This is a genomic window from Rheinheimera sp., assembly GCF_030824435.1.
Taxonomy (GTDB): Bacteria; Pseudomonadota; Gammaproteobacteria; order Enterobacterales; family Alteromonadaceae; genus Pararheinheimera.
Genome location: NZ_JAVBXS010000033.1, coordinates 35,686 through 60,940, shown reverse-complemented (window position 1 = coordinate 60,940; position 25,255 = coordinate 35,686). Strand labels below are relative to the sequence as shown.

The following is a 25,255-nucleotide window of genomic DNA, read 5'->3' as shown; positions in this document are numbered from 1 at the left end:
GGCAAAATGGGCAGTACCAGCTGAAGCTGTGGCTGGTTTAATGTGCTGCAGATGGTTTTGGTGAGTTTTCTATTTTGTCGTATTCATAGTTGCGCATCTCTGCAACAGATTCCGGTATTGGTATACGTTTAAATATATTGGCGCCGGCTAACTTATAAAAATAGGCTGTGCCTGCTTTTACCTCTACCGTATTTTCGGCTTGTATATCCTGCAAAAGGCCAATGCCGGCGGTGAATTTGTATTCACCGGCTGGCAAGCGGAAATAGCTGTAGTTGTTTGTTTCCAAACCAACCAGGCGCACGCCGTCAACATATATGCCTGCTGTAACTAAAAAACCCGGGCTGCCGTCATTGGGGCGGTAAACAACCACCAGTGCATCATTGTTGCCTGGTTTTGGAATGTTCATTGAGTTGTAGTCGTTTATGCTGCCATAACTGCTGAAACGCCGGTGCAGAATTGATTTTTTATATGGATACTTTTTTGTAATGCCGGCATAAGCGGATTCAATTGCTGCAATGGCAGATTGTTCTTCATCCCACACTTTTGAATAAGCCCGTTGTTTTGGGTAATCAAAAATAGTTTCTAATTTCCCCAGATAGTTAATGCTGCCAGGGGCTATTGTTACTGCACTTAATTCCGGATTAAAACTCATCCGCGAATCCGAAATAGTGTGCAAATGCAGCTGCCCTGCATTTACTTCAACCAACATTGGACCATCAATTGTTTTGTATAACGGGTTTGTCATGCCGTCTGCACTGATAAAAAGCGTATTCTGCTTGTCAAAATCGATAATAATTAAGGCCTTTTGCGCTTTTAACTGACCGCCGGCATAAGGTGCTACCGATGCACAACCTGTTAAAAACAGGGTGATCAACACCAATAAAAAAGAACATCGACTCATAAATATCCTTGTGTTTATCGCAGCAAATAATCAGACATGCTGAGTGTCAGCCAGATGCTGTTATTGTATGGGCTTTATCTGTTTGTATTTGTGGTTCTTCTAAAGGGCTGTTTAAATATTATACAAATACCCGTTAATTTAACCGTTGATGTTAACTATTTTGCAACCAAATTAAAAGCTGAACAGCAGATAAACATTTATTAAACGATATTTTTCAACACAACAAAGTTTATAGTTGTGGCAATAGCCGGGGTTGGCTGATAACAATGGTTAAGGGCGATTTGAACTGGTATTAAAAATAAAAATTTACTTTGTGTAACCACCTGCCACTGCAATTGGCTGGATAGCCTGATGCTAAAGCTGAGTTATCGGCATAAAACACTGTGGCGGCTGGCGGTAAGAACTGGCAATGGCGGTAACAACAGCGGCGTGTCAGAACACACGCCGGTGTATTGTTAAATATAAGCGGGTAACACTTTACTTTTATTCAATAGCAAACAATTCCACATCAAAAATAAGCACTGAACCCGCCGGAATTTTGCCGGTGCTGCGGTTGCCGTAAGCCAGGTTTGATGGGATAAAAAAGCGGAATTTGTCGCCTGTTTTCATTAGTTGCAGCCCTTCGGTCCAGCCTGGGATCACCCTATTCAGTGGAAAACTAATGGTTTCGCCGCGCTCTACCGAAGAGTCAAATACGGTGCCGTTGGTTAAAGTGCCGTGGTAATGCACTTTGACTGTGCTGGTGGCCGTTGGTTGTTTGTCACCTGTGCCTTGTTGTAACACCAGATATTGCAGGCCGCTGGCGGTGGTAATAACACCGGCTTTTTTGCCGTTTTCAGCCAGAAAAGCCGAACCCTGTTCAATATTGACTGCTGCGGTTTTTTGGCTGTTGGCGTTGTTGTAGAAATAATAAACAACACAAGCTAATACAAAGATAATTAACGCTATTTTCATCATAAGTCCGGTTTAAGGCAAAAAGAGCTTTATCTTAGGGGGAATGCACAACGCGGTCAAAGCCCATCGGCAGCAAGGCCTGACCCCATTGGTTTTCGAGGAGTGTTTGGGGTCAGGTCTTGCCTTTTGCCACTATCCGGCTGATTCGGGAATAGTGCAAACCAAAATGCCTTCCGAGTACATCTAAGCTGTAACTACCTGACTGATAAGCTGCTTTTATTGCTTCATTTCGTGTCGGATATAAACCTTCGTAATCTGCAAGGGGAAGTGCGGTTGCTCGTCGTTGTTTTTTCGGAATTTCAGATAAATCCTTGCCCTGCTCAGCTATCAATGCCAGATGGGTTTTGACAAAATCGTCACTGCCCAAAAATACCTGGTTACTGAGGTTTTCCCAAACCTCAACACCCTTGCCTTGCTGTACAAAATCCGCATATTTTCCCATCGCAGTTTTTCGATTTTTTGCAAACAAACCAAGCAATGCATCTGTTGCCAACCAATCCGGTGATACCTCCTTACCCATTGCATAATGCCAGCTACTCCAGCGCCAGTCGTCCGGAGTTACAACCATCTTTGCCCTGATAGGGTTCAGCACTATATAACGGCTTAATTCAAGCAGATAGGCGTCTTTATCCACCAAAATAGCTTTATAACGCCCCTGGAATAAATGCCCAACCCTTTTATATTTGCGGTTCACCCACTGCGTATACATGCCGTTGAGCTGACGCATCCCTTTGCTAAGGTTTGCATCAGGTGTTTCCAGTAACAAATGGTAGTGATTGCTCATCAGGCAATACGCATGAACAACCCAGTTAAACTGTTGGCAAACTTGCCCGAGCAATGTTAAAAACGACGAAAAATCACCATCTTCCCAATAAATAGCTTTGCGCTCATTACCCCGGCTTGTGATGTGATAAAGCGCCCCTGAAAATTCCAGTCTGAGCGGCCTGGCCATTTTGGTTTTCCCGGCTGGTAGTGAAGATGGTTAAACCTTAGTCCAACTGCCACAAAAGGCAAAAGGCAAGACCTGACCCTGGGGGTTCACCTTTGGGCAAATAGTCTTGCCGGCCTGGCTGCGGAATTTTTATCTGGCGCACGTTGCGTTGCGTTGATAGGGTCAGGTCTTGCGTTTTGCCTATCCCAATTAGACTCAGAAGCAAAACGTCAGCCTACCAGATCGTATAAGTAAACTCATCAGCATCAAGCAAAAGGCAAGACCTGACCCCATTGATGTTTCAGCGTTATCGGCAGGCAGCGGTGTTAACGCTGATAAAATATTTTGCCAACTCTTTGAATATGAGCCAATAAATCAGCATTATTGATATCCTGCAATCTGCTGATATCAAATGAATAGGGCAGCAGCAGTTCATCGAGTGCTGTTAATAACTGTAATAGCTGCAGGTGACTGAAATCTTCACCCACAATCACCAAATCAATATCGGAGCCCGGTTTTTCACGTCCCATAGCACGGGAACCATACAAAATAACTTGTTCAATATCGGTAAAATTTGCCAGAACCTGCAGTATTTGTTGTTGCGTGCTTACAGGCAAAGCTGCGCTCTGTGTTGAATCAGTTGGCATTTTGATGTTTGCCAAGGTCTTGCCTGAGTTGCACAAAGGCCGGGTAATAACTTTGCAAAATTTGTTCAGCCACGGCATTAGCTGTGTCTTGATTGTAGGTGTGAGAAGTTAAAGCACGGCTTTTAATCATATTCATCCACAAGTCGCCTTGTTGGATTAAACCACGTTTAAAAGCAAGCCGGATTGCATCACGTGAACCCTGGATATCGGTTTCGCCCTGAAATTGATAAAAATCTTTGATGCAATTCCATGCCAGTTCGTAATTGTATTCAAATGCTTGAATCAGACCCTGTTGCTCAAGTTTGCTGAGTGGTCTTTGTTTTGCCAATAGCACAGCTTCCGTCAGTTCGGTTAAAGCTTGCTGAAAATTGGCAAATCTTTGTTGCCAGCGAATATCGGTTTGCATCGCTTCCCTCTGTTTGCTGCAAAATAATTTCTGGATTGTATAGGCTTGGCGGCAGTGCCACAACCTAAGGTTTGGCCAACTCTGGTGGGGTATTGGTTCAGGTTATTGGGCAAATGGGGATCCTTCAGGGTCAGGTCTTGCGTTTTGCCTAACCCAATTAGGCTCAGAGGTAAAACGTCAGCGTACCAGACAGTAAAAGTAAACTCATCACGATCAAGCAAAAGACAAGACCTGACCCTGAGGGATCCCCACGAATTTACTTCTTTTAAAATTTTCCCTGCCCCAGCAGTTGCTAAATCCAATGTGACATTTATATCATCTCGTGATTCGCCGACGGTCCCAACCTCTACAAGCTTTGGTGCCCCGGTAACTCTCCATTCTTGACGCTCTCCAATGTTAACATTTGATTTAGCACCATATTCAGAGCTATTAACTGAAGTTCTTCCAGGAATTCTGGTTCCAATACCCGCTTTCTTCTGTTCCATCCCATCCGGATCAACCCCATTCATCGGATCATTGCCGACATAAGCATACCAATTCATGCCGTCTTTGTAGCCGATGGGGTCGGTTTGCAGAAAACAGTGATAGGGTCAGGTCTTGCGTTTTGCCTATCCCAATTTGACTCAGAAGCAAAACGTCAGCCTACCAGACCGTATAAGTAAACTCATCAGCATCAAGCAAAAGGCAAGACCTGACCCCATTGATTTCGAAGCAAAACGTCAGCCTACTAGACCGTATAAGTAAACTCATCAGCATCAAGCAAAAGGCAAGACCTGACCCCATTGATTCTAATGTTTTGATAAGCATGATGATTCGCCTCTTTCGGTTTGGTCACCTCATCCTAAATCAGGATGGGAGGCGAGTCATCACATTAGACCTGACCCCTTTGGTTATTCATCAGCATCAAGCAAAAGGCAAGACCTGACCCCATTGATTTTTCTCTGCGGATTTTGTGAGAAATGGGCGTGACGTTGTGGATAAAACTGGCTAAGATGCGGCTAACATTCATGGTGTTTTGGTTCTCTTATTTGTTTGGCGATGAATCAGATCACCAAGCACCATGAATGTTCCTTCTTAGCTCATCTTTTTGTTTTCAATAGATATTTCGTGGGGATACCTCAGGACCTGACCCCATTGATGCAATACTGCCGCGCTCGCCGGCCAAAAGATAAGTCGAATTAATTGCGTTGGATGTCCTACGAGTTCTTTCGAAACTTCAACTTAATTAAAAGACAAAGCCCACCAGATCTGATGGGCTTTTAACAGTTTTCGTATTTTCATTTGTTAAAATTAATTGCGTTGGATGTCCTACGAGTTGCCACCATTGGTGCTGGGTGGGTGTCACGTGGTTTTACGCATATTATGTCACTTGGTTTGTTTAATTTTGCTCTTAACTCGCAACATCAGAACTATCCCAATGACCAGAAAAGCCCAGCCAAAGTAGTCATAGTAAGAATCAATTAATCCCTGATGAGTTTGAGCATCTTGAAGTCTTAGCAAGTTTACGTTAGCACTACTTATTTCATATACACGATAAAAGCACTTAAAATCATTTATATGTTTTGTTGAGGCATTTTTACTCTTTGAGTATCGAAATATAGCTTTGTTACCAATCGCATCAATAATTTTTTGGCCAACTACATCAATCCTAGCTACTGTTGAATCAATCAAATACGCGCACTCACCTTTGGCAACTTTGAACATTACAGCATTCTTATCATAATCGGCCCAAATTATATTCCCTTCACCATTTTGCAAAGCGCCAACATCTGGAATGGAAACATGCAACCTTCCCGCCCCCAAAAGTATGACCAGTGAAATAATAATAAAAACGCAAGGTGCAACGATATGCGCTATATTTCGAATATTTTTTAAATATCGCTCTATTGTTAATGCTCGGTCAGATACAATCATTTTTTCTTCTTCTCCGACGAATCAATATCCATGCTAGATACAGCTTCGGATACACCAATTCCTCCGACTTCAGCAACCGCCTGAACCGCTTTTGCTACAGTACCTAATGTCGCAGCAGGCAGTAAAGATCCAGCAAGGCCGGCTTCAGCTCCTTGAATGCCTTTGTCTAGTACAGCTTGACTATCTACACTGCCTGTTGTTAAAACTTCTGCAGAGGCTTGTGTGGCCGCCCCCGTAATCCCTCCTGTAACGGTCGCAGCACCCACTGTAGCCGCTGCCACAGTAGTTTCAGCCTTTATCGAATTCACAATCAAGTTTCCTACTTTTCCAGGAACTAATCCGAGCATACCACCTGCGAGACCGGCCATTACTTTATCCATTTTTGTTGCGCCCTCGATTTTATCTGCAGCTTGATATGCGGTCGTAGCACCGATTGCAAAGTTGATTACAGGTATAATCCATGCTAGCTCCCCCTCCGGATCCACCGCATTCATCGGATCATTGCCAACATAAGCATACCAGTTCATGCCATCTTTATATCCAATCGGGTCAGTTTGTAAAAACCGCCCAAGCTTAGGATGATACACCCGCGCTTTATAGTGATAAAGCTCAGTGCCGGGCAATAAAATCTGGCCGGTGTATCTAAAACGTGAAGTGCTGAAGTTTATAGGTTCACCATAAGGTCCGTATTGGTGTTTGGTGGTGACAGTACCGGTGCTATTGGTTTCTGCCACAATACTGCCGCGCTCGTCGGCCAAAAGATAAGTGGGGCTGCTGGTGCCGCTGCCATCAAAACTAACCAGCGGGTCATCACTGCCCACACCGTGCACATAACGTTTTAGCAAAGTGCCGGCGGCGTTATATTCCGCTATTAACTCATTGCCGTCGTATAAAAAGGTGGTTTTAGTGCCATAAACGGTGCTGCTGTTGAGGCGGCCGGTAGCGTCGTATTCCAGGCTCAGGCTGGTGTCGCCTTTATTGGCGCTGGTTAAGCGGTTATGGGCGTTGTAACTGTAAAGCCAGCCGTCAAAACTTTTTAGGTTACCGTTTAAGTCGTAACTCAGGCTTTGACCGCCGACAGTGCTGTATTGGTTCAGGTTATTGGGCAAATAGTCTTGCCGGCCGGGCTGCGGAATTTTTATCTGGTAGTCGGCATGCGAGGTTATCCGGCTAATTAGCTGGCCGGCCGGATTGTACTGAAAACTCGCTTTATTAACCGTAGCGTGGTCGAAGTTTTGCAGCTGGTGCAGCGGCGTATATTCCAGCACCGACGTAATATTATTGCGCCGGAAAATGCCATTTAAACGGCTTTGTTGGTTGTAGCTGTATTCCACCAACGGCACCGCATTATTGTTTTCCAGAATGCTGCGCAGGCTGTTGTCGGACTCATACTGGTAATGCACAACAAAACCGTCGGGGTAGGTAAGGCTATTGCGCCTGCCGGCGCTGTCGTAGCCGTAGCTGAGGGTTTTGCCATTGGTGCTGGTGCTTTGCAGCCGGCCTAAGGTGTCATAGCTGCTGGTTACCAGTTGGGTGCCACGAGTCACCGACTTCTGCCGCCCCAGGCTGTCATAGTCAAACACAATACTGCTTTCAGACGGCACTGTGGTGCTGGTAAGGCGGTTGGTGTTGTCCAGCGTATGGCTAAAGGTAACACCGTCTCTTTTGCGTAAGGTACGCAGATTGTGGTTGGCGTCGTAGTTTTGTTGGCTTCAATAAAAACGCCCATCACTTATTTAGCGATGGGCGTTTTTTATGGTGCTGCTGTTAAATACAACCAGCCTTCATTAAGGCGTCTGCTGGAAATAGCTATAAGGAACTTCTTCAACAAAGGTTAATGCCGGACCAGTCAGATGTTCAAAATTGCTTTTGTTATCAAAGCGTAACCAGACATTTTCTTCCAGATAAATTCGTTTGCCGATAAGGCCTGGCACTACTTTTAAAATACGCCAGTCCCGCCTGAAACAAACCTGGCCGCTGGGACAGCTCCAGTTGCCTTCGCCGCGGATAATCTGTTTGTTATTGTGGTCTTGTGTCAGGGTCCAGCTAAAACGGGTGCTGAGTTGCGGGCTAAAGGTGAATTTGGTGGAGCTCACACTATCGCCGCTGTTGTCTGGTCTGAACTGCAGGCCGCGTACATTGTTGCTATTGTCGCCAGCGGTCACCGGCAGCTTCAGGCCGTTCCAGCGTGTTGGTGACGAGAGGCCTGACATGGTCTGCCAATAAGCATTTGTACTGTTGCTGATGCTGGTTTGTTGTGCGTCAGTGGCAGAAACCGGCAGCGCCAGACTCATCGCAGCTGCCACTGGCGCATTATTTTCATAATACCTGATGTACACCTGATAAAAGTCGCCAAGCTTTTCAAATTTTTGTATTTCCATCTTATGGCCATTATCAAATAGGATCATCAGAGAGCCATTTGGTGCCAGAATCCACTGAAATGGCTGTTTGGTATTGCTACTTTGGCCGGTTCCATTGGGGTGAAAGGTTAATGGGTCCAGATAATAATTGTCGACCGGATTAAAAGCCTGTTTCAGGTAACGATAAAAAGCCCATTCTCCGGTCAGCTCTTCTTTGCTAAATGTCTCAGGTTCAGCGTCGGGTACGACCATTAAGGTGTACCGGGTTTTACTCACCTGTTGCTGCTGTGCCGGCAAAGTTAAACCGGGTAACACCAACTGCTGCATTTTTTGCTGGTAAGTGTCGGTCACGGCATAAAGGTGGCGTTTAACACCTTGCACCAACGGCATTAATTCTGTGTGTTGGTAGTTTCTTTCCAGTTGCAGGTTTTGCATATAAGTGCGCACCTGTTGTGCCTGTTGTTCGGTGATGCCCATTAAGCCGGCAACCACAGGTTCCGACACCGTGGTGCTGTAGTCCTGCCAGCTCAGCTGTAATTGGTTTTGTTGTTGTTGCCAGGTAAAGGTTTGCAGTGACGCTGTGCTGATAGTATCGCCATAGCCCTCACGGGAAAAAGCATAAGAAACCGGTACTGCGGTGGTATACCCCGGCATACTGGCGGCAATTTCAGACAAAACAGGGTGATAAGCAGTTTGTGGCAGCAGGCTATGGTCGCTTAACAGTTGCTGTTGGGTATTTGCCAATAAAGCAGGTTGTTCAGTGTTTATTTTGTTTTTTAATTCATCCAGTTGGGTTTTATTGCTTAGCAAATGCAACAGGTTGTTGCTGCTAAAAGGCAAGGCGACTTTGCCGCTGAACAATAAAGTAGCCAAAGCGGCCGAGTCAGGTATTGTTGCAACTAAAGCTTTGCGTTCGGCGGCCACTATACTGGCAAGGTCTTTGGGTTCTTTTTGCAGGTTTGCTGCTACCAGGGTGGCATACCAGGCGGTACTCCAGGCATTTATTTGCACTGGTTGTGCTGTTAATGTCTGCAAGTCCGGCACTAAAGCGTAATAACTCAGATGTAATTCGTTGAGCGGATTTACTTTAAACAGCGCCACAAAGTTGCTTTCGTCATCATCATGTTCCAGCGTCAGGTCAAACTCACCCTTGTTGTCGGGGGTGGCAGCAAACTGCCCGCCGGCAAAAAAAATCGTTACGTCTGCAATGGCCGGTTCCGGCGCTGTTACCTTGCCCCACACCTGCACCTTGGCCAGCAGTTGGCGGATAGTGACAACTCTGTGGTACACCTCTTTTTCATTGTCGTTGTCGGTCAGGGTAATACGAAAACCAAGTTCGCTGTTGCTGTTTACTGCCGGCGCAATAAAACGGATTTTGTTGCTGTTGTTGCCACTGATTTGCACCGCAGGGCCACTGACTTGTTCCCACAGAATCTGGCTAATGCTGCCGTCAGGGTCGCTGGCCTGAACGCTCAGCTCGGCATCTTTTTTCTCGTCAACCGTATTAAAATGTGCAGTCAGTACAGGTAACTGGTTGTTTTTAATCTGTATTGATACTTGCTGGCTGCTCGACTTGTTGTCGGCAGTGGTCAGGCTTACCTGTAATACAGCCTGGCTGTCGGCATCTACGGCAGGCGTAGTGAAGCTGAGTGTAGCGGACTGAGCATTGTTGAGTTGCAACTGAGGGCCGGAAATCTGTGTCCAGCTGAAGTTGCCACTGGCGCCATTGGCAGTGATGATGTTTTGGGTTTTTTCTTTAACACTGACAGCAGCAGGCACAGTGAGTACAGGTGCGGAGCTATCGGAATCGCCTGAACCACAGGCGCTGAGCAGCAAAGATACAGCAAGCATAAAATAGCTTGCTGCATGTGGTCGTGGGTACATAAAAGTCCTTTTTTATTCAATTGAGTTGGAGTGCTTTTGCGACAGGAATGAACAGGCTTTGTTGCGCTGTATCTGGCGAAATATCATCCTTGTTTAGCTATGTTATACAAAAATATGACCAAACTGAATGATAAATTGTCATTTAGCTGCAAAAGTTTGAGTTGTAACTTTTTGAAAGAAAAGGATGTTCTGGTTAAAAACTACATCAGGCTGCAACCGGTGCCTACTTTGTGTCCCTGAGGGTGTTTTTCTCAAAAATCAGCGTTGTTGCGCCTGAAAAAACTGCCAGATCAGCTTGTTGGCGTCCACAAGCCTGGAAGGTGTTTTACCCCGCACTGTCTGGCCGCCCGGCCAGGAATGCCCACCGGTCGTGGTTACCACCAGTTGCAGTTGAATACGGCCGTCTTTGCTTTGCCAGTTGTCCGCATAAGCGCCTGGTACATTCAGCACTCTGTTGGCGGCACCATCAAGTTGCAGTCTTTGTTGCCAGCGCCGCATGGTGTCGGGTACCGAGGTAAAGTGGGTTATTTTGTTGTGGTTGCGAAAAGCTTTTTTGCCGGCACCGCCTTCAAATAACACATGGTCGTCATCCAGCGCGTGAATATGCAGCACTGAGATAGGTCTTGCTGGCTGGCAGGACAGGGTATTGTCTGTGCCTGCTACTGCGGCAATAGCCCGAAAAGTGCCGGCCATATCACAAGCCAACCGGTGCGCGAACATGCCACCGTTCGACATGCCTGTGGCAAAAACACGTAGTGGATCTATTGGCAGCTGCTGCTGAATGTCGGCCAGCACATCTTTGACAAAAGCCACGTCGTTGATTTGTTTATCGCGTGCATCAGCACAACAGGCACCGGCGTTCCAGCTGGCAAAACGACCAGCGGGAAAACTGCTATAGCCATTAGGAAAGGCCACCACAAAAGCCTCGCGCTCAGCAGTTTCGCGCCAGCCATAAGCTTTGGCCGCTTGTTCCATATGGCCGCCACCACCATGAAAAAACAACACTAAAGCTGCGCTCTGGTTGGCAGATAACGACTTTGGCACATAAAGCAGGTATTTACGCTGATTGGCGACAAGGCGTTGGTATTCACCACTTTTTAACAGTGGCCGGGTATCGTTGTCTGGCAAGCGTCTGGTGTTGTCGGCTACTGCCAGGCTGGTGAATGGTAACAACCAGAATAAAATAGCGGCTAGCACAACCATAAGCTGGTTTTTAGCAGTAAAGTTTGTGAATTTGATTGGCATTTTTAGTGTGATTCGCTGCGGCATCAAAAGAATGATGCTGCGGTTTGACGGCTTATTTTGCAATCACCCCGGATAAATATTGTCTGGTCCCGGATGGTAAAAAACGCAGGGGGTTTATTTCGGAAAAAAGCAGAGAAGAGGGCCACTGATGCTTGAAAAAAACAGGCAAACCAAAGGATTGCCTGTTTTTTAATTCTGTTAGCCGTATTAGATTTTGGTTAACCAGCCATGTTTATCTTCGGCTTTGCCCCACTGAATATCATTCAGTGCCTGGCGCAGTTTGCTGGTGGTTGGGCCTGGTTCGCCTGAACCCACTTTAATTTCTTTGCCCTGGTAAATTAAGGTGCCAACTGGTGCCAATACAGCAGCAGTGCCGGAAAGGGCTGCTTCTGTGCCTGGTTTGGCGGCGCGTTCCAGCAGTTCTGCCACTGTCAGTTCGCGCTCAGACACTGTCATACCTAAGTCGCGGGCTAAAGTGAGGATGCTGTCTCGGGTGACACCGTGCAGGAAAGAAGCGTCCAGCGCTTTGGTAATAATTTCATTACCGTCAATCAGCAGGAAGTTGGCTGCGCCTGTTTCCTGTACATCGCCATTCGGGCAGAACAACACCTGGTCGGCCTGATATTTGGCCTTGGCCTGCATGGTTGGTTGCAAAGCGCTGGCGTAGTTGCCGCCACTTTTAATCATGCCCATATGCGGCGCACAACGGGCGTTGTCTTCCATTAACAAACGCAAAGCGCGGCTACCACCGGCAAAATAATCACCAACAGGCGACAGTAATACATACAACATTGACGTTAAGGTTGGGGTGGCGGCTTTACCAATGGCAGGTTCAGTGCCGATATGGGTTGGGCGGATATACATAGAACCCGGCGGTGTTGGCACATCAGCGGCGTAATGACGCACTATGTCCACAATCATCTGGCTCAGCAGCGCCGGGTCAAATTTAGGTAAAGACAACAACTCTGTGCTTTGCAGCATACGGGCAATGTTTTTATCCATGCGGAAAATGGCCACTGAACCATCTTCATGGCGAAAGGCTTTTAAACCTTCAAAACAGGTGCTGGCATAATGCAGCACATGGGCGCCCGGATGCAGACTGATGCTGTTGGCGCTGACTATTGCGCTTTTGTCCCAGCCGTTACCATCAAACTGAGCCATTGCCATTTCAGGCATAAATACACTACCAAATGCTGCCATTTTTTCTTCCTGCTGCTGATAAGTTTGCCGGGGTGGCCGGCTGAAACAAAGACCAGTCGGCAAGGCCTGTTGCCCTGCTGATGCTATGGTCTGAGTGAAATTTGTCTGGTCATTGTACTGTCAGTTGTTGTTTTCGGCATCAACTATCTGAGCATCAAGCCGTCTGTCTGGCTATTTATTGGGGTGACTTGCGGCAGCTGTGGTTCATGCTGGTTCTGCTTGTTCGCAGTCACAAGGTAAGGCGGAAAAATTGCCATATTTCACCGCTTATTGCCGTTGTTGCTGGTGCTGCAGCAAGTGGCATTGCTGGGTCTAAGTAAAATGGTTATCTGAATTACCGATTAAAACAATCGATTTTAATCACTGCAAACATTTTATGGTGCGCTTTAATTTATGGGCGCACCCCGGATGTAGCCACAGCTGCGTGTGGGTTCTGACAATCAGTAGCTTTAAAGGCCGTTGCTGTCAGACACACAGGGGAGCACTGAGCAGTCAAACCAAAACTCAGGCTGAACCAGAGCAGTGCAGCCGTTACAGGACAGGTAACACAAATGAAAAATAAATTTCCGGTATTGTCAGCCCTGACGCTGGCGATGTTATTAAGTGGCCAGTCGGTGCTGGCCAAAGAGATGACCAACAACAGTTTCTGGTGGCCAGAACAGCTGGATTTATCGCCGCTGCGTCAGCACAGCGCTGAATCAAATCCTTATGGTCAAGACTTTGATTATGCAAAAGAATTTAACAGTTTAGATTTGGCGGCCGTCAAAGCCGATATCAAAACCATTTTAACCACACCGCAGGACTGGTGGCCGCCGGATTATGGCCATTATGGGCCTTTTATGATCCGCATGGCCTGGCACTCAGCCGGGGTGTACCGCATTTTTGATGGTCGCGGCGGCGCCGGTGGCGGTCAACAAAGATTTGAACCCCTCAATAGCTGGCCTGACAACGTCAACCTGGATAAAGCGCGGCGTTTACTCTGGCCGGTCAAACAAAAATATGGCAGTAAAATTTCCTGGGCCGATTTAATGGTGCTGGCCGGTAATGTGGCGCTGGAGTCGATGGGTTTTAAAACCTTTGGTTTTGCCGGTGGCAGGCTGGATGACTGGCAAGCGGAAAAGGTGAACTGGGGCAGCGAGAAAAAATGGCTGGACGAGCAGCGCTACGACAAAAACAGCAAAGAACGTAAACTCGCCAAACCGCTGGCGGCAGTGCAGATGGGCTTAATTTATGTCAATCCGGAAGGGCCAAATGGTGTACCGGACCCACTACTAGCCGCCAAAGATATCCGCGATACTTTTGGCCGTATGGCAATGAATGACGAAGAAACAGTGGCGCTGATTGCCGGTGGCCATACTTTTGGTAAAGCCCACGGCGCCCATAAACCGGAAGAATGTGTCGGCAAAGAGCCGGCTGCCGAAGCCACTGAAGCCCAGGGTTTTGGTTGGAAAAACAAATGTGGCAAAGGCCATTCGGAAGACACTGTCACCAGTGGTCTGGAGGGCGCCTGGTCGGTCAATCCAACAGCCTGGACCACACAATATCTGGATAACCTGTTTGGTTTTGACTGGGTAAAAACCAAGAGCCCGGCTGGCGCTACCCAGTGGATCCCGGCCAATAATCAGGCGGCCAATCTGGTGCCTGACGCTCATGACAAAACTAAACGCCATGCCCCTATTATGTTCACCACCGACTTAGCGCTAAAAGAAGACCCGGCTTACCGCGAAATTTCTCTGCGCTTTAAAAATGACCCTAAAGCTTTTGAGCTGGCCTTTGCCAAAGCCTGGTTTAAGTTAACGCACCGCGATATGGGACCAAAAGTGCGGTATCTGGGTAAAGAAGTGCCGAGTGAAATGTTGTTATGGCAAGACCCGGTGCCAGCTGTGGATCACCCGCTGATCGACGCCACTGACATCCAGAACTTAAAAGCCAAATTACTGGCCAGCGGTTTAACAGTGCCGCAGCTGGTAAAAACCGCCTGGGCCTCAGCGGCCAGTTTCCGTGGTACCGATATGCGTGGTGGTGCCAATGGCGCCCGTTTAGCGCTGGCACCACAAAAAGACTGGGCCGCCAACGACCCGCAGGAACTTGCCAAAGTGCTGCCGGTATTACAAAAAGTGCAGCAGGACTTTAATAAAACTCTAAGCGGCGGCAAAAAAGTGTCTTTGGCCGATGTGATAGTGCTGGCAGGTTCGGCAGCAGTGGAACAAGCCGCCAAAGACGCAGGTTTCAGCCTTGAAGTGCCGTTTACACCGGGCAGAACAGATGCAACAGCTGCCCAAACCGATGTAACTTCTTTTGCGGTGTTAGAGCCGATGGCCGATGGTTTTAGAAATTATTTCAGCAGCAACAGCATGTTGTCGCCGGCCGAAGCGCTGGTAGATAAAGCCGCCATGTTGAATTTATCGGTGCCGGAAATGACCGCTTTAGTGGGTGGTTTAAGGGTGCTGAATGCCAATAGTGGTGGTGTGCGCCATGGCGTACTCACCAATAAAGCCGGCACCTTAAGCAACGACTTTTTTGTGAATTTGCTGGATATGTCCACCAAATGGCAAAAGTCGGCCGCTAACGCCGGTTTGTACGAAGGGTTGGATCGCAAAACCAATCAAATCAAATGGACAGCAACGCCGGTAGATCTGATGTTTGGCTCCCATGCTGAACTCAGAGCTGTGGCAGAAGTGTACGCTGCGGCAGATGGTAAAGAACGTTTTGCCCGCGATTTTGCCAAAGCCTGGCAAAAAGTGATGGAGCTGGACAGGTTCGAATAATCACAGCCTCTGAAACAACAGCAGCACCTCTGGTGCTGCTGTTTTTTTATGCAGAGAACCACTTTAAAGGTCGGGGCTTCTGCATTTATTCCGGCATGTTAAGGTTGTGATATTGCGCCCTGCATTAAACCCAGGCTGTAATCCAATAAAGCAGCATCAGCCACATCCCCATGGCCGGGCACCAGAATTTTGATGTCCGGATAAGCCTGTTGTATCCGTTTTAGACTGTGTGGCCACTCTGCTACATCGGCGTCGGCAATATTACCAAGACCCGGATAACGCGGTGCTTTCACGGCGCAGCCGCCGACCAATAGCTTGTACTGCGGCAACCACAACACAATATTGTCGCTGGTGTGGCCGGCGCCCGGATAAAACCACTCCACCGGGCCATCCTGGTATTTTTCACCTTGTTTTAACGCCACTGCCGACTGAACCGGCAACAACAGATCAGCTGTTTTGGCGTGCTGCTGCACTATAGCTGCGGTTTGGGCTGTCACCTGCAATGGAATATTACGTTCAGCCAGTGCAGCTGCGCCGCCAACTCTGTCGTCATGGCCATGGGTGGCAATGGCTTTTACCACCGGCTTTTGCAGCACTGTGTCTATCCAATGCAATAAATCCACTGTGGGGTAATAACCCCAGGCCGTGTCCAGCATCCAGATGCCTTGTGGCGTTTCCAATAACAGGCCATTGGCGGTAAACAGCATGCCGTTACTGAGTTTTTGTTCGGTGCGGTGCAACCACAAACCCGGCGCCAGCTGTTCTACCTGCACTTCGGGGGATATTTGCTGCACTTTGTCGTAAGGGTGGCTGGATAAAGTGGTTTGGGCCTGTGCTGCCAATGGCAGACTCAGCAGTGCAGCGAACAAGGTGAAGGTAAAAGTACGCATCATCATCTCCCTATAAATCAGTAAGTCTGACGGCAACAACAAAATTGCAGTGGGTCTTTGCAGTAAAATCCAGTTCGTTGTGAATTGCAAACCTCATTGAGTCCTGCTTTGTTTCAGGTCAAAAAAACGGCCGGAGAAAACGCCGGCCGTAGTGATTTCTGCTGTTGCAGTCTGAACTTATCTGCCCGTTGAGCGACGTTGAGAACGGTTGCGTGTCCACAAGGTCAGCGCCAGTGCAAAAAAGCCGGTAAATGACCAGCTGCCGCCGGAACTACCTTTGTTTTCGGCCGGTTTTTCGACCGGTACCGGCGGTGTCACTTTTTCTTTAATACTCAGGCTGACAGCAGCTTCATTCGACCAGACGCCGTCGTTGTCTTTAATGCGGTAACTGAAGTTGTCGGAGCCTGCCGCAGTGCCGGTATGGCTGTAAAGTACAGTGCCGTCAGTGTTAATTTTTACCGTGCCACTTTGTGGTTGTTTCACCAGCTCAATACTGTCGCTGGCCAGGCGGCCATCGCTGTCGCTGTCATTCTTTTGCAGATTCAGGCTCAGACTTTTGCCAATTTCCAGCTCAAAACTATCATCTGCCGCCACTGGCGCTTTGTTATTGGCCAGCACGGTAATTTTGACGTTGTCTTGTGCTTTATAACCTTCGTTATCGACGACCACTAATTTAGCCTGATAAGTTTTGCTAAAGACGCGATCCGGCAATGCAGGTGCTTTAAAGTTGGCCCGTGATTTATCGGCGCCTTCCAACTGCACTGTGGCATCGTCGATGCTCCATTGGTAAATAACCAGAGAGCCCAACAGGTCGACCGAGTCTGAACCATTGAGGTTCACCAAGGCATTTTCCGACACTTCAATATCGGCGCCGGCACTGGCTTTTGGCACACTTTCGTGCACTGCATTCACCGCAATTTCACCTTTGAGTAAAGGAGCACTGGTACTTTCACAACGTTGTTCAAAGCTGGCTTTAAAACTTTTGTTGTTGTTGTCCATCTGCAATTGATGCACTTTAAAGTTGCCAAAGCTACGGTTACAGCCGCGGTGTTCACCTGTGATGCTTAAACCGGCCACACCGGCAGACTGGAATGGGAAACGTTCGGCATAATGATATTCACCAACACTGAGTGCTTCATTATTTGGTGCGGCAAAATCCAGATTCCAGTACGACCTGGTGGTGACAGAAACAGACACCCCTTTGTCGTAATTTGAGTTCAGGTTAAAAATGGCATTGTTGTCGTCAAAAGATTCGGTGCGGCCACCACCAATAAAATCACCGGCGGCACTTTCAAAGCGGTAATAACTTTGTGGGTCACTTTTGCTGCTGGTGGTTAACACAAAATCTTCAGTGTCCTGCTGACCCAGATTGTCGGTCACCGTCAGTCTTAATTTGGTTTTTTCACCACCAAGCGCCACATCAGTTGGTGTTGTCAGCTTCAGCTCAGCTGTTGTGGTATCTTCCAGAGTGACTTGTTTACCTTCAATCTGCGACCAGCTGTAATTGGTAATGCGGCCAGGTTTAGAAAAAGACGACTGGCCCTGGATCTGCACAGTTGAACCTTCTTTCACTTTGACCTGGCTGGTTTTGATCACAGCAACAGGGAAAGGGTAAGGATCAGGCAAAGCAGAGTTTAACCTGATACTACCTGTTAGTTTTTTGCTGGTACTGTCGCAATACTGCACAAAATCCAGCGCAATTTTATGTGGGTTGGCGCTCAGATCGTATTCATAAATAACAAACTCGCCACTGATCTGGTTACAGCCACGGCCCGGGCCTGAAACTTCCAGCCCAGGCGCAGTGCCGGAACGGAATGGTGCCCGCATCGCGCCGCTAAAAACACCAGTTTGCAATTTTTGCCCGTTGGCAGGCTGAAAAGTAAAGCTAAAACCACTTTCATGTGAAATCCACAGTGAAGAGTCGCTGGCACTAAAAGGCAGGTTATTGTCTAAACGTGTCACCTGTCCCTGACCAATCCAGTCACCCTGGTCACTATTGAGCTGAATAAAAGTGTCGGCGAGGGCGAGCGGGGAAAATAACAAACTACTGAACAGCAGAGACTTAAACATAAATGTAGTCCTTTAGATAAAAGTTAAAATAAAACACTTCTTTGTGTTTTATGTTTTTAAAAAGTAAATTTGTCGCATTTTCGCATACAGGATGACTGCCCGTCCAGCCGGAAAAAAAGAACCAGCATGTAAAGGCGGCGCTGCCACAACACTTTGTTCAGCTGGCGCGGAAACTCGCGCGCAGTTCGTCTTTAAAACGCCGTGACAGAGCCAGTTGCTGGCCGGTTTTGAGCAGAATGTCGCCATCACCACTTGGCTGATAACTAATACTTTCAATGGCATGATGATTCACAGCAAAGCTGCGGTGAATACGGCTAAATCCTTGTGGCGCCAGTTGCTCCATGGTTTTGCTTAAAGTGGCGCGTAGCGGGTAAATCCGGCCTTTGCTGTGTAAATTCACGTAGTTACCACAAGCTTCCAGCCATTCAATATCTGGTATCGCAATTAAAAATTCTTTATCCAGCTTTTTTACCAGAAAGTGGCTTTGTATAACGGCTGCGGCCGGGTTATTGCCTGCCAGAGGGTTGTGCTGCAGTTGTTCCACTGATTGAGCTGGCATGGGCTCATCATCACCGGTCTGAATAAGGCTGGCTTCACCTTTTAAGCGACGATAGACAAATTGCAGCAGCTGATAAAGGCTGAAAAAAAACAAATAACCCCAGGCATCTTTGCGGTATTCGTACAAAAACTCCCGAAGCACTGGGCCAAAGTCGTAACCTTGTTGCAGCCATGTATAAACCCCGGCGCGAAAGGCCACCATGAAAAACACATGGGCCATGCTAAAAAGCAAAGAACCCAATAAATGGGTTAGCAGCAAGGCTTTAAAGTTGCTGAGCCGCATGGGGTAACGGCTAAACATCCAGCCTAAAAACGGACACAACAATAAAGTGCTGAAAGCGCTGCTGTATTCCCATAAAAAAGGTTCCCACAGCTGTGTTGTATTCAAAGGGTCTCTGCTGTGCTCCATCCAGACCGAAGTGGCATTAATACTGTTATTGATCAGCAGGTAAATGGCTATCAGCAGATAAGAATATAACAACGGACGTTGTTCAAACATTTCCAGATAGTTGTGTTGTTTTAATTTGGTCACAGCATTCCACCTGTTATCCCTGAATACCACCTCTGCACCATTGTCGGCTTGGGTCTGGCAGCCTTGTTGTGCAGACTGCGGTTGTTACTTTAACCGGAGTTTTCAGATGGCAGAAACACAATTTTCATTAAACAGCAGCGCCGCAGCAAGGCGTCATGATTTGGACTGGTTACGTATTCTGGCGCTTGGGGTACTTATTTTGTACCACATTGGCATGTATTACGTGGCTGAGTGGGAGTGGCATATTAAAAGCGTGCAGACCTATAACTGGTTGCAGGATTTGATGACATTAACCAACCCATGGCGCATGAGTTTGTTGTTTTTACTCAGTGCCATGGCGCTGAGTCTGGCGCAACAGCGCATCGGCACGGGCAAAATGTTGTGGTTGCGCAGCCAGCGTTTGTTATTGCCGTTGTTGTTTGGCATGTTTGTGGTGGTGGCGCCTCAGGTGTATTTTGAAGCTTTAAGCCAGCAGCTGATTGAACCCGGTTATCTGCAATTCTGGTGGCAATATATCAACCCACAAACAGCGTTATTGCCTGAACATCACAGCCCTATTGGTTTATTAACCTGGAATCATCTGTGGTTTTTACCTTATGTCTGGTGTTACAGCATGTTGCTGTTGTTAGGTCGGTTGCCGCTGAACCTTTTTGCCCAAAGCCGTTTGGTGCAACAACTGCCCGCCCGTTATGCATTGCTGCTGGTGCTGTTATTGCTGGGGGTGAGCTGGTATTTTTTGCGTCCACTGTTCCCAACGACCCATGGTCTGATAGACGACTGGTATGGGCATGCCAAATATTTTGGCGTTTTTGTGGCGGGTTATTTACTGGCGCAACAACAGCTGTGGTGGGCGGCGGTAGTGAAGCATAGAAGGCTGTTTTTGCTGGGTGCGCTCTGCTGTTATGGCTTGTTATTGCTGGACAGGCACCATGTGTTTGAGCCTTATGCTTCGATGTTTGATGAGCTGTTATGGGTGCGGCTTTGTTATGGCCTGGTGTTGTCGCTGAATCATTGGCTTTGGCTGCTGGCGGTATTGGGTTATGCCGGTTGTTATTTAAACCGGCCGGTCAATGCAATAGATCCAAAAGGTGCTATTTACCGTTACGCCAGCCCGGCCATTTTGCCCTGGTATCTGCTGCATCAAAGTTTGATTATTGTGTTTGCCAGCTGGTTAAAACCTTTGGCTATTCCGGCTGGTTTGGAAGTATGGTTGTTGCTGTTATTGACGCTGGCCGGTTGCGCTGTTGGTTATGCCTTGATCCGCGTTGTGCCGCTGCTTAGTTGGTGTTGTGGCTTAAAACCAAGGGCGGCAAAACAGGGCAAATTGCAGTTACAGATGGAATAAACAAAAATTTTTGTTGTGTGCTGCCACACCGGATGAAGTGAAACAACAGGGTCAAACGAGCTATTGCAGCTGACCCTGATATTGTTCAGTTTGATTTTTTGTTGGCTAACATTCTGACTTTGTTGAGCATTATTGTAAAAAATGCCGTTTTGACCGGCGAATCGTCAACATTAAAAACAGCAAGGTGAATAACGGCCAGTGCACTGAACCACCGGAGCCGCCTTCACCTGGCTTTTTAACTTTAAGCCGGACTGTAGCGGTATTTGAAAACGCACCATCGTTATCTTCAACACTGTATTTAATAAACAGATCCGCAGCTTCAGTGCCGGTGTGAATATATTCTATAGTGCCGTTTTCCTGAGGATAAACCCCACCAACACCTGAGTATGACATGATGCGAATACTGTCTGGCAGCATGCGGCCATCAAGATCGGTGTCATTGGCCAGTACCTGTAGTGTGATTTTTCCGCCAATAGCCAGTTCTGCACTGTCATCGTTGGCGACAGGTGCTTTGTTATTTTGTTTTACGGTAATTTTCACAGTGTCAGATGCCTGAAAACCTTCGTTATCAACCACCTTTAAAGTCGCCAGATACTCTGTCTGGGGTTGGCGGTCTGCAAGTGCCGGAGCGACAAAATAAGCTTTGGCTTGATCGGCATGTTCCAGTTTGATGTTTTTGTTATTCAGTTCCCAGTGGAATTCAGAGATTGAACCTAAAGTGTCGATAGAGCCCGAGGCATCAAGGGTGATGCGGTTGTTTTCAAAGTCTTCAAAATCTTTACCGGCGTTGGCTTCCGGCACGCTGTCATCAAAGGCATTGATGGCAACAACCCCTTTTAATAAAGGACCCGCCATATTTTCGCAACGATGTTCAAAATTGGCTTTAAAACCTTCCAGCTTTTCGTTTTTCATCAAGAACTGAGTGATGTTAAAACTGCCAACACTGTTGTTGCAGCTTCTGCCGCTGGTATAGATATGAAGACCGGCAGCGCCGGTATTGGACGTTGAAGCCATAGTTTCGGCATAAGGGTACAGGCCCTTGTCCAGGCTGGTGTAGCCCGGAGCTTCAATCCTGAAAAACCAATATTCGTCATTCCAGATGTCGACAGAGACACTTTTTGTCTTCTGATACTGAAAATCTACGTGTTGGCGCTCTGTGGTAAATCTACTGTTATTCAGGTTAAAAACGCGGGGACGGCCCTGGGTCAAAATATTGTTTGTGTCACTTTCCAGCAGTACGTAACTTTGCGGGTCGCTTTTGCTGGCAATATGTAAACTAAATTCTTCACTATCCTGCATGCCTGCGCTATTAGTGACTGTCAGTTTAAAACTGGCTTTTTCACCGCCCAGGGTTATTCCTTTGGGTAATTGGATCTTCACTTCGGCACTGTCAGCGTTTTGCAGTACTGCTGCTTTGCCACTGCTTTGGGTCCAGTGGTAACTTTCCATTTTACCTTCTGCAGTCCAGGACTCAGCGCCAGTTAAGCTGATGGTTTTTTCTTCGGTGGTAAGACTGTCGCCCTGAATAATGGCAATAGGCTGAGAAGTTGGGTGTGGCACATCAGAATTCATCCGGATATAACCACGCAGCTTTGCCGGAAATGAATTACAAGTGTGAATAAAATCTAAAGCTACTTTTTTAGGGCTGGATGTTAAATCATATTCATAAATAATAAATTCGCCCATTGGGTAGGTACAGCTGCGATTGTTATTTAAAATTTGCATGGTCGGTCTGGTACCGGCTTCCATGCCCAACCCCTGCACATTTTTATAAACACCAGGCTGTAACTTTTTTATTTTTTGCCCAGCGGTAAATACAAATGAATAACCCTGCTCCTGTGAAATCGACAAAGCCAATTCTCCGGCGTTTAAGCGCAGCGGTTCAGTGAGCATTTCTTGCCGACCTTGACCTATATGCTCACCTGGCTCGCTGTCCAACTGAATAAATGTTGCGGCAATGGCTGGCTGAGATAACAACAATAGGCTGAATAACAATGGTTTAAACATAAAGAGAAATCCTTTTTTCTTAATCAACCGGCAAGCATCCGGCATAAACAAAAGCGGGTTATTGAGTGTTGGTGCTTTGTTGTTTGAATGATGGTTTAAATCCGGGGCTGTTATACCGGCGGTTTGAGCATCTGATGTCAAATAAACCCGGCCATTTTGCTTAATGTGCAGCTTGATATAAAGAAAAATTAACCAAAATCATTCTTTAAGTGTGTTTATTGCAACAATTGTTCGGTTGTCGCTGTTTTTTGAGCTGTTGAACTAAAGGGCCGGCAGTTTTTCACCCTGAAATTTTTTCATGGTCTGCACTGCGTTAGCCCAAAACAACATCGAACTGCTGTCTTTGCGCCGCAGCGCACCTTGCAGACCTTCTTGCGCTTTTTCGCTGAAGTTCACCAGCCTATGTTCATTTTTACTGTCGCCTGAGCTGGCGGAGAATATCAGCGTTTTAAAAGCACTTTCTTGTTCCGGCGGAATTTTGCCGCTGCTAAGGCCTTGTTGTAGCCAGGTATGCAGCTGTTTAGCACTCATCTGGCTGAAATCGACCTGAGTGGGCGTTTTGCCGTTATCGCCAGTGCCGGGCTGGTTTTTAACCGGAGTGGTGTCAGTGGGGTTGTTGCCGGTTTTGGTTTTTTGCTGATATTGCGCCATTAAGCTCAGTTGGCGGTTTTGCTGCTGGCTGCGCAGTTGTTGCAGGGTATCAAACAAACTGGGGCTGGTTTTCATCACTTTGTATCCATCTTTTGATGCGCCATAAAGTGAATTTTTTGTTAGCAATTGCTGTGCCAGAAATGGTGCCAAAAAGATGTCGCTGCAAAGTGGTTAGATAAAAAAGGCTGTTGCCGGATTTTTTAAGCGGCCGGGAAAAATCTCAGACCGCTATTGCTGCAGCTTATTTAGCTTGGGCTGTTTTGTGGGTTGTGGTCGGGTTCGTCGTAAAAATAACGCACTCTGGTGCCGGCAATATAATCGTGTAAACAACGGCGTTCTTTGCCAAAAATAAACAACACATTAAAGATGCCGGATAAAAACTGACCTATAACGGGCACGAAGTTCAGCAGCATGATGGGTAAATAACGCCATAACATCACATGTTGCAGGCTGGCTTTGTCGCCGTTTAATAATTCAATACGCATACCAAATTCAGATTTACCTATGGTTTGGCCATAGTGATACAGCAGATAACCATGCAGCAAAACATAAGTTGTCATGCCATAAAGGGCAATTAACAAGGTTTGCAAAGGTGTTGGACTTTTAAAGGTTTCCAGTCCGACGTACCAAATCAGCGGAATAAACACCAATAATTGAATAAAGCTGTCAATTAATGAGGCTATCAGACGATGGCTGCGGCTGGCCAGCTGGCCTTTTTTACTGCCAGTGCCGGTATCTGTGACTGACGGCAAGCTGTTGTCATCTTGCTGCAGTTCAGGCTGTTGTGTATTTGCAGAGCTCTCTGACTGCACAGCTGGTTGAGCGTCAGTTTGTGTTGCAAACTCAGTATCGGCCGCCGTGGTGATTATGTCTGGTTCGGCCCCTGTAGTGGGCAGCTGTGCTGGTGGATCCGCCCTGTTGTTGTCCATGCATAAGTCCTTTTAAAAATCTTGAAAAACCAAATAGTTGTCTTCGAAGTTATATCATATCAACAGCGGCCTGCAACAGACCGCTGTGTGGCTGAATTTTAAAGCCGGCCGGTCAAAGCCAGCATTTCCAATTGTCTGGCTAGGGGTTTTAACAGTTCGGTGTCTTCCCAATATTCACCATGGGCCATAGGGTTCCAGCTTTTGCTGATCCAACCTAAGACCCCACCGCCGGCATTGATACGGATATCAGTCACCAACTGGCCATAAGCAGGCGACAACTCTGCCAGCGGCCAGCCCAAAACATCGTCTTTGTCGTAATAGTTATGCCAGACAAACTCAGTATTGGGTTTGGCAAAAGGCAGGATGTCTTTTTGTTTATGGGCTGCAACAAAAATGGGAATATTGCAGCCTGTGGTGACCAGCAAGGCCAGGCTTTGTCCTTGCAAAAAAAGGATTTCGTCATGGCTGAGTGTTGCTTTACCGGCAATGTCCATAGCGTGTTGCTGAATATCCTGCCAGATGCCGGCCATTTTTTTGGGTTGAGCCCCAGCTGGTGGTGTTGCGGCCGCCAGCGCATCCCACAGATAACAGGACATCACCTGACAACCTAACGAATGCGCCAGTACCACAACTTTGTCGTTATGACCCAGTTGCTGGCTAACCAGATACAAAGCCCGGGCTATTTCCAGCTGCGCCTGCTCATAAGCACTGCCTTGCAGCTCTTTGCGATGCTCCAGCCCGGCAGCATCGGCAAAACCAAAAAGTAAAAACTGCCGCAGGGCGTCCCAACGTAGTTTGCCGGCCAGTTTGTGCCATACCTCTCTTTCGTTGTCCTGCAAAATATGTTGGTAATACACTTCTTTAAACACCACCAGTTCATCGAAGTTGTTGTTCATCTTCCGTGTTAAATCCTGCACCAGCTCGTTGCTGAATCCCCTTTGGGTTGAGCCCATGCCGTGAATGGCTAACAAAGCAACTTTGTTCATAACCGCCTCCATCAATAGTCCATTTGGCTGTTGCACTGAAAATCCGCTGACAGTGCCCAAAAAAAGTAGCGACTTTT

General features: G+C 47.3%; 20 protein-coding genes and 2 pseudogenes. 3 read left to right on the top strand and 19 right to left on the bottom strand.

The window, feature by feature from the left end; genetic code table 11:
- Window positions 1-37: 37 nt before the first annotated feature.
- The 12 genes and pseudogenes from RCH83_RS08610 to RCH83_RS08560 form a co-directional block, all read right to left on the bottom strand.
- Window positions 38-901, bottom strand: coding sequence for a DUF2846 domain-containing protein (locus tag RCH83_RS08610; RefSeq protein WP_306521010.1), 864 nt, complete (start codon window positions 899-901; stop codon window positions 38-40).
- A gap of 483 nt (window positions 902-1,384) precedes the next feature.
- The gene (locus RCH83_RS08605; protein WP_306521008.1) at window positions 1,385-1,855 is read right to left on the bottom strand and encodes an FKBP-type peptidyl-prolyl cis-trans isomerase; all 471 of its coding nucleotides are present in this window, start codon (window positions 1,853-1,855) and stop codon (window positions 1,385-1,387) included.
- A 112-nt stretch (window positions 1,856-1,967) separates the two neighbouring features.
- Window positions 1,968-2,807, bottom strand: coding sequence for a transposase (locus RCH83_RS08600; RefSeq protein WP_306521006.1), 840 nt, complete (start codon window positions 2,805-2,807; stop codon window positions 1,968-1,970).
- Between the two features lie 305 nt (window positions 2,808-3,112).
- Window positions 3,113-3,403, bottom strand: a complete 291-nt coding sequence (locus RCH83_RS08595) for a nucleotidyltransferase domain-containing protein (protein ID WP_306521004.1) — start codon at window positions 3,401-3,403, stop codon at window positions 3,113-3,115.
- Window positions 3,404-3,422: 19 nt separating this feature from the next.
- Window positions 3,423-3,839: a nucleotidyltransferase substrate binding protein gene (locus tag RCH83_RS08590; RefSeq protein ID WP_306521002.1), complete on the bottom strand. Its 417-nt coding sequence runs from the start codon at window positions 3,837-3,839 to the stop codon at window positions 3,423-3,425.
- On the bottom strand, window positions 3,785-4,414 hold the full coding sequence (locus tag RCH83_RS08585; protein ID WP_306521016.1) for a hypothetical protein: 630 nt from the start codon (window positions 4,412-4,414) through the stop codon (window positions 3,785-3,787). Before RCH83_RS08585 ends, RCH83_RS08590 begins: the two co-directional genes overlap by 55 nt.
- Before the next feature lie 790 nt (window positions 4,415-5,204).
- Complete coding sequence (locus RCH83_RS08580; RefSeq protein ID WP_306521000.1) at window positions 5,205-5,753, bottom strand: hypothetical protein; 549 nt, start codon at window positions 5,751-5,753, stop codon at window positions 5,205-5,207.
- The gene (locus RCH83_RS08575) at window positions 5,750-7,087 is read right to left on the bottom strand and encodes an RHS repeat domain-containing protein (protein ID WP_306520998.1); all 1,338 of its coding nucleotides are present in this window, start codon (window positions 7,085-7,087) and stop codon (window positions 5,750-5,752) included. Before RCH83_RS08575 ends, RCH83_RS08580 begins: the two co-directional genes overlap by 4 nt.
- A gap of 72 nt (window positions 7,088-7,159) precedes the next feature.
- A pseudogene (locus RCH83_RS17635) lies at window positions 7,160-7,300 on the bottom strand (RHS repeat domain-containing protein); the annotation flags it as partial.
- A 240-nt stretch (window positions 7,301-7,540) separates the two neighbouring features.
- The gene (locus tag RCH83_RS08570) at window positions 7,541-9,964 is read right to left on the bottom strand and encodes a hypothetical protein (protein WP_306520996.1); all 2,424 of its coding nucleotides are present in this window, start codon (window positions 9,962-9,964) and stop codon (window positions 7,541-7,543) included.
- Between the two features lie 291 nt (window positions 9,965-10,255).
- Window positions 10,256-11,200 carry a PHB depolymerase family esterase gene (locus RCH83_RS08565; RefSeq protein WP_306520994.1) on the bottom strand — a complete coding sequence of 315 codons (945 nt, stop codon included), beginning with the start codon at window positions 11,198-11,200 and terminating at the stop codon, window positions 10,256-10,258.
- A gap of 249 nt (window positions 11,201-11,449) precedes the next feature.
- Entirely contained in the window at window positions 11,450-12,505 is a 1,056-nt protein-coding gene (locus tag RCH83_RS08560; RefSeq protein ID WP_306520992.1) for a branched-chain amino acid aminotransferase, read from the bottom strand.
- Between the two features lie 530 nt (window positions 12,506-13,035).
- Here RCH83_RS08560 and katG point away from each other — a divergent pair.
- A complete protein-coding gene (gene katG / locus RCH83_RS08555) occupies window positions 13,036-15,210 on the top strand; it encodes a catalase/peroxidase HPI (RefSeq protein WP_306521014.1) in 2,175 nt (724 codons plus the stop codon).
- Between the two features lie 98 nt (window positions 15,211-15,308).
- Here katG and bla read toward each other — a convergent pair whose 3' ends face one another.
- Window positions 15,309-15,983 (bottom strand): subclass B1 metallo-beta-lactamase, encoded by a 675-nt coding sequence (bla, locus tag RCH83_RS08550; RefSeq protein WP_373689761.1) that lies wholly within the window; start codon window positions 15,981-15,983, stop codon window positions 15,309-15,311.
- Here bla and RCH83_RS17630 point away from each other — a divergent pair.
- A pseudogene (locus RCH83_RS17630) lies at window positions 15,983-16,084 on the top strand (hypothetical protein); the annotation flags it as partial. The gene bla and the pseudogene RCH83_RS17630 sit on opposite strands and share 1 nt — an antisense overlap.
- A gap of 193 nt (window positions 16,085-16,277) precedes the next feature.
- Here the strand turns inward: RCH83_RS17630 and RCH83_RS08545 are convergent.
- Together RCH83_RS08545 and RCH83_RS08540 are read right to left on the bottom strand one after the other, a co-directional pair.
- Complete coding sequence (locus tag RCH83_RS08545; protein ID WP_306520988.1) at window positions 16,278-18,170, bottom strand: Ig-like domain-containing protein; 1,893 nt, start codon at window positions 18,168-18,170, stop codon at window positions 16,278-16,280.
- A 157-nt stretch (window positions 18,171-18,327) separates the two neighbouring features.
- Complete coding sequence (locus tag RCH83_RS08540; RefSeq protein WP_306520986.1) at window positions 18,328-19,260, bottom strand: LytTR family DNA-binding domain-containing protein; 933 nt, start codon at window positions 19,258-19,260, stop codon at window positions 18,328-18,330.
- A 106-nt stretch (window positions 19,261-19,366) separates the two neighbouring features.
- On the opposite strand from RCH83_RS08540, the gene RCH83_RS08535 reads away from it, so the two are divergent.
- Window positions 19,367-20,605, top strand: coding sequence for an acyltransferase family protein (locus RCH83_RS08535; RefSeq protein WP_306520984.1), 1,239 nt, complete (start codon window positions 19,367-19,369; stop codon window positions 20,603-20,605).
- A gap of 129 nt (window positions 20,606-20,734) precedes the next feature.
- Here RCH83_RS08535 and RCH83_RS08530 read toward each other — a convergent pair whose 3' ends face one another.
- The 4 genes from RCH83_RS08530 to RCH83_RS08515 form a co-directional block, all read right to left on the bottom strand.
- A complete protein-coding gene (locus RCH83_RS08530; protein WP_306520982.1) occupies window positions 20,735-22,612 on the bottom strand; it encodes an Ig-like domain-containing protein in 1,878 nt (625 codons plus the stop codon).
- Window positions 22,613-22,873: 261 nt separating this feature from the next.
- Complete coding sequence (locus RCH83_RS08525) at window positions 22,874-23,338, bottom strand: hypothetical protein (protein WP_306520979.1); 465 nt, start codon at window positions 23,336-23,338, stop codon at window positions 22,874-22,876.
- A 170-nt stretch (window positions 23,339-23,508) separates the two neighbouring features.
- Entirely contained in the window at window positions 23,509-24,192 is a 684-nt protein-coding gene (locus RCH83_RS08520; RefSeq protein ID WP_306520977.1) for an RDD family protein, read from the bottom strand.
- Window positions 24,193-24,290: 98 nt separating this feature from the next.
- Window positions 24,291-25,178, bottom strand: a complete 888-nt coding sequence (locus RCH83_RS08515) for a hypothetical protein (RefSeq protein WP_306520975.1) — start codon at window positions 25,176-25,178, stop codon at window positions 24,291-24,293.
- Window positions 25,179-25,255 lie beyond the last annotated feature (77 nt).

Coding starts and splice junctions, on each gene's coding strand:
- RCH83_RS08610 (WP_306521010.1), bottom strand. CDS start 901: ATGAGTCGATGTTCTTTTTTATTGGTGTTGATCACCCTGTTTTTAACA.
- RCH83_RS08605 (WP_306521008.1), bottom strand. CDS start 1,855: ATGAAAATAGCGTTAATTATCTTTGTATTAGCTTGTGTTGTTTATTAT.
- RCH83_RS08600 (WP_306521006.1), bottom strand. CDS start 2,807: ATGGCCAGGCCGCTCAGACTGGAATTTTCAGGGGCGCTTTATCACATC.
- RCH83_RS08590 (WP_306521002.1), bottom strand. CDS start 3,839: ATGCAAACCGATATTCGCTGGCAACAAAGATTTGCCAATTTTCAGCAA.
- RCH83_RS08580 (WP_306521000.1), bottom strand. CDS start 5,753: ATGATTGTATCTGACCGAGCATTAACAATAGAGCGATATTTAAAAAAT.
- RCH83_RS08570 (WP_306520996.1), bottom strand. CDS start 9,964: ATGCTTGCTGTATCTTTGCTGCTCAGCGCCTGTGGTTCAGGCGATTCC.
- RCH83_RS08565 (WP_306520994.1), bottom strand. CDS start 11,200: ATGGTTGTGCTAGCCGCTATTTTATTCTGGTTGTTACCATTCACCAGC.
- katG (WP_306521014.1), top strand. CDS start 13,036: ATGTTATTAAGTGGCCAGTCGGTGCTGGCCAAAGAGATGACCAACAAC.
- RCH83_RS08545 (WP_306520988.1), bottom strand. CDS start 18,170: ATGTTTAAGTCTCTGCTGTTCAGTAGTTTGTTATTTTCCCCGCTCGCC.
- RCH83_RS08535 (WP_306520984.1), top strand. CDS start 19,367: ATGGCAGAAACACAATTTTCATTAAACAGCAGCGCCGCAGCAAGGCGT.
- RCH83_RS08530 (WP_306520982.1), bottom strand. CDS start 22,612: ATGTTTAAACCATTGTTATTCAGCCTATTGTTGTTATCTCAGCCAGCC.
- RCH83_RS08525 (WP_306520979.1), bottom strand. CDS start 23,338: ATGAAAACCAGCCCCAGTTTGTTTGATACCCTGCAACAACTGCGCAGC.
- RCH83_RS08520 (WP_306520977.1), bottom strand. CDS start 24,192: ATGGACAACAACAGGGCGGATCCACCAGCACAGCTGCCCACTACAGGG.
- RCH83_RS08515 (WP_306520975.1), bottom strand. CDS start 25,178: ATGAACAAAGTTGCTTTGTTAGCCATTCACGGCATGGGCTCAACCCAA.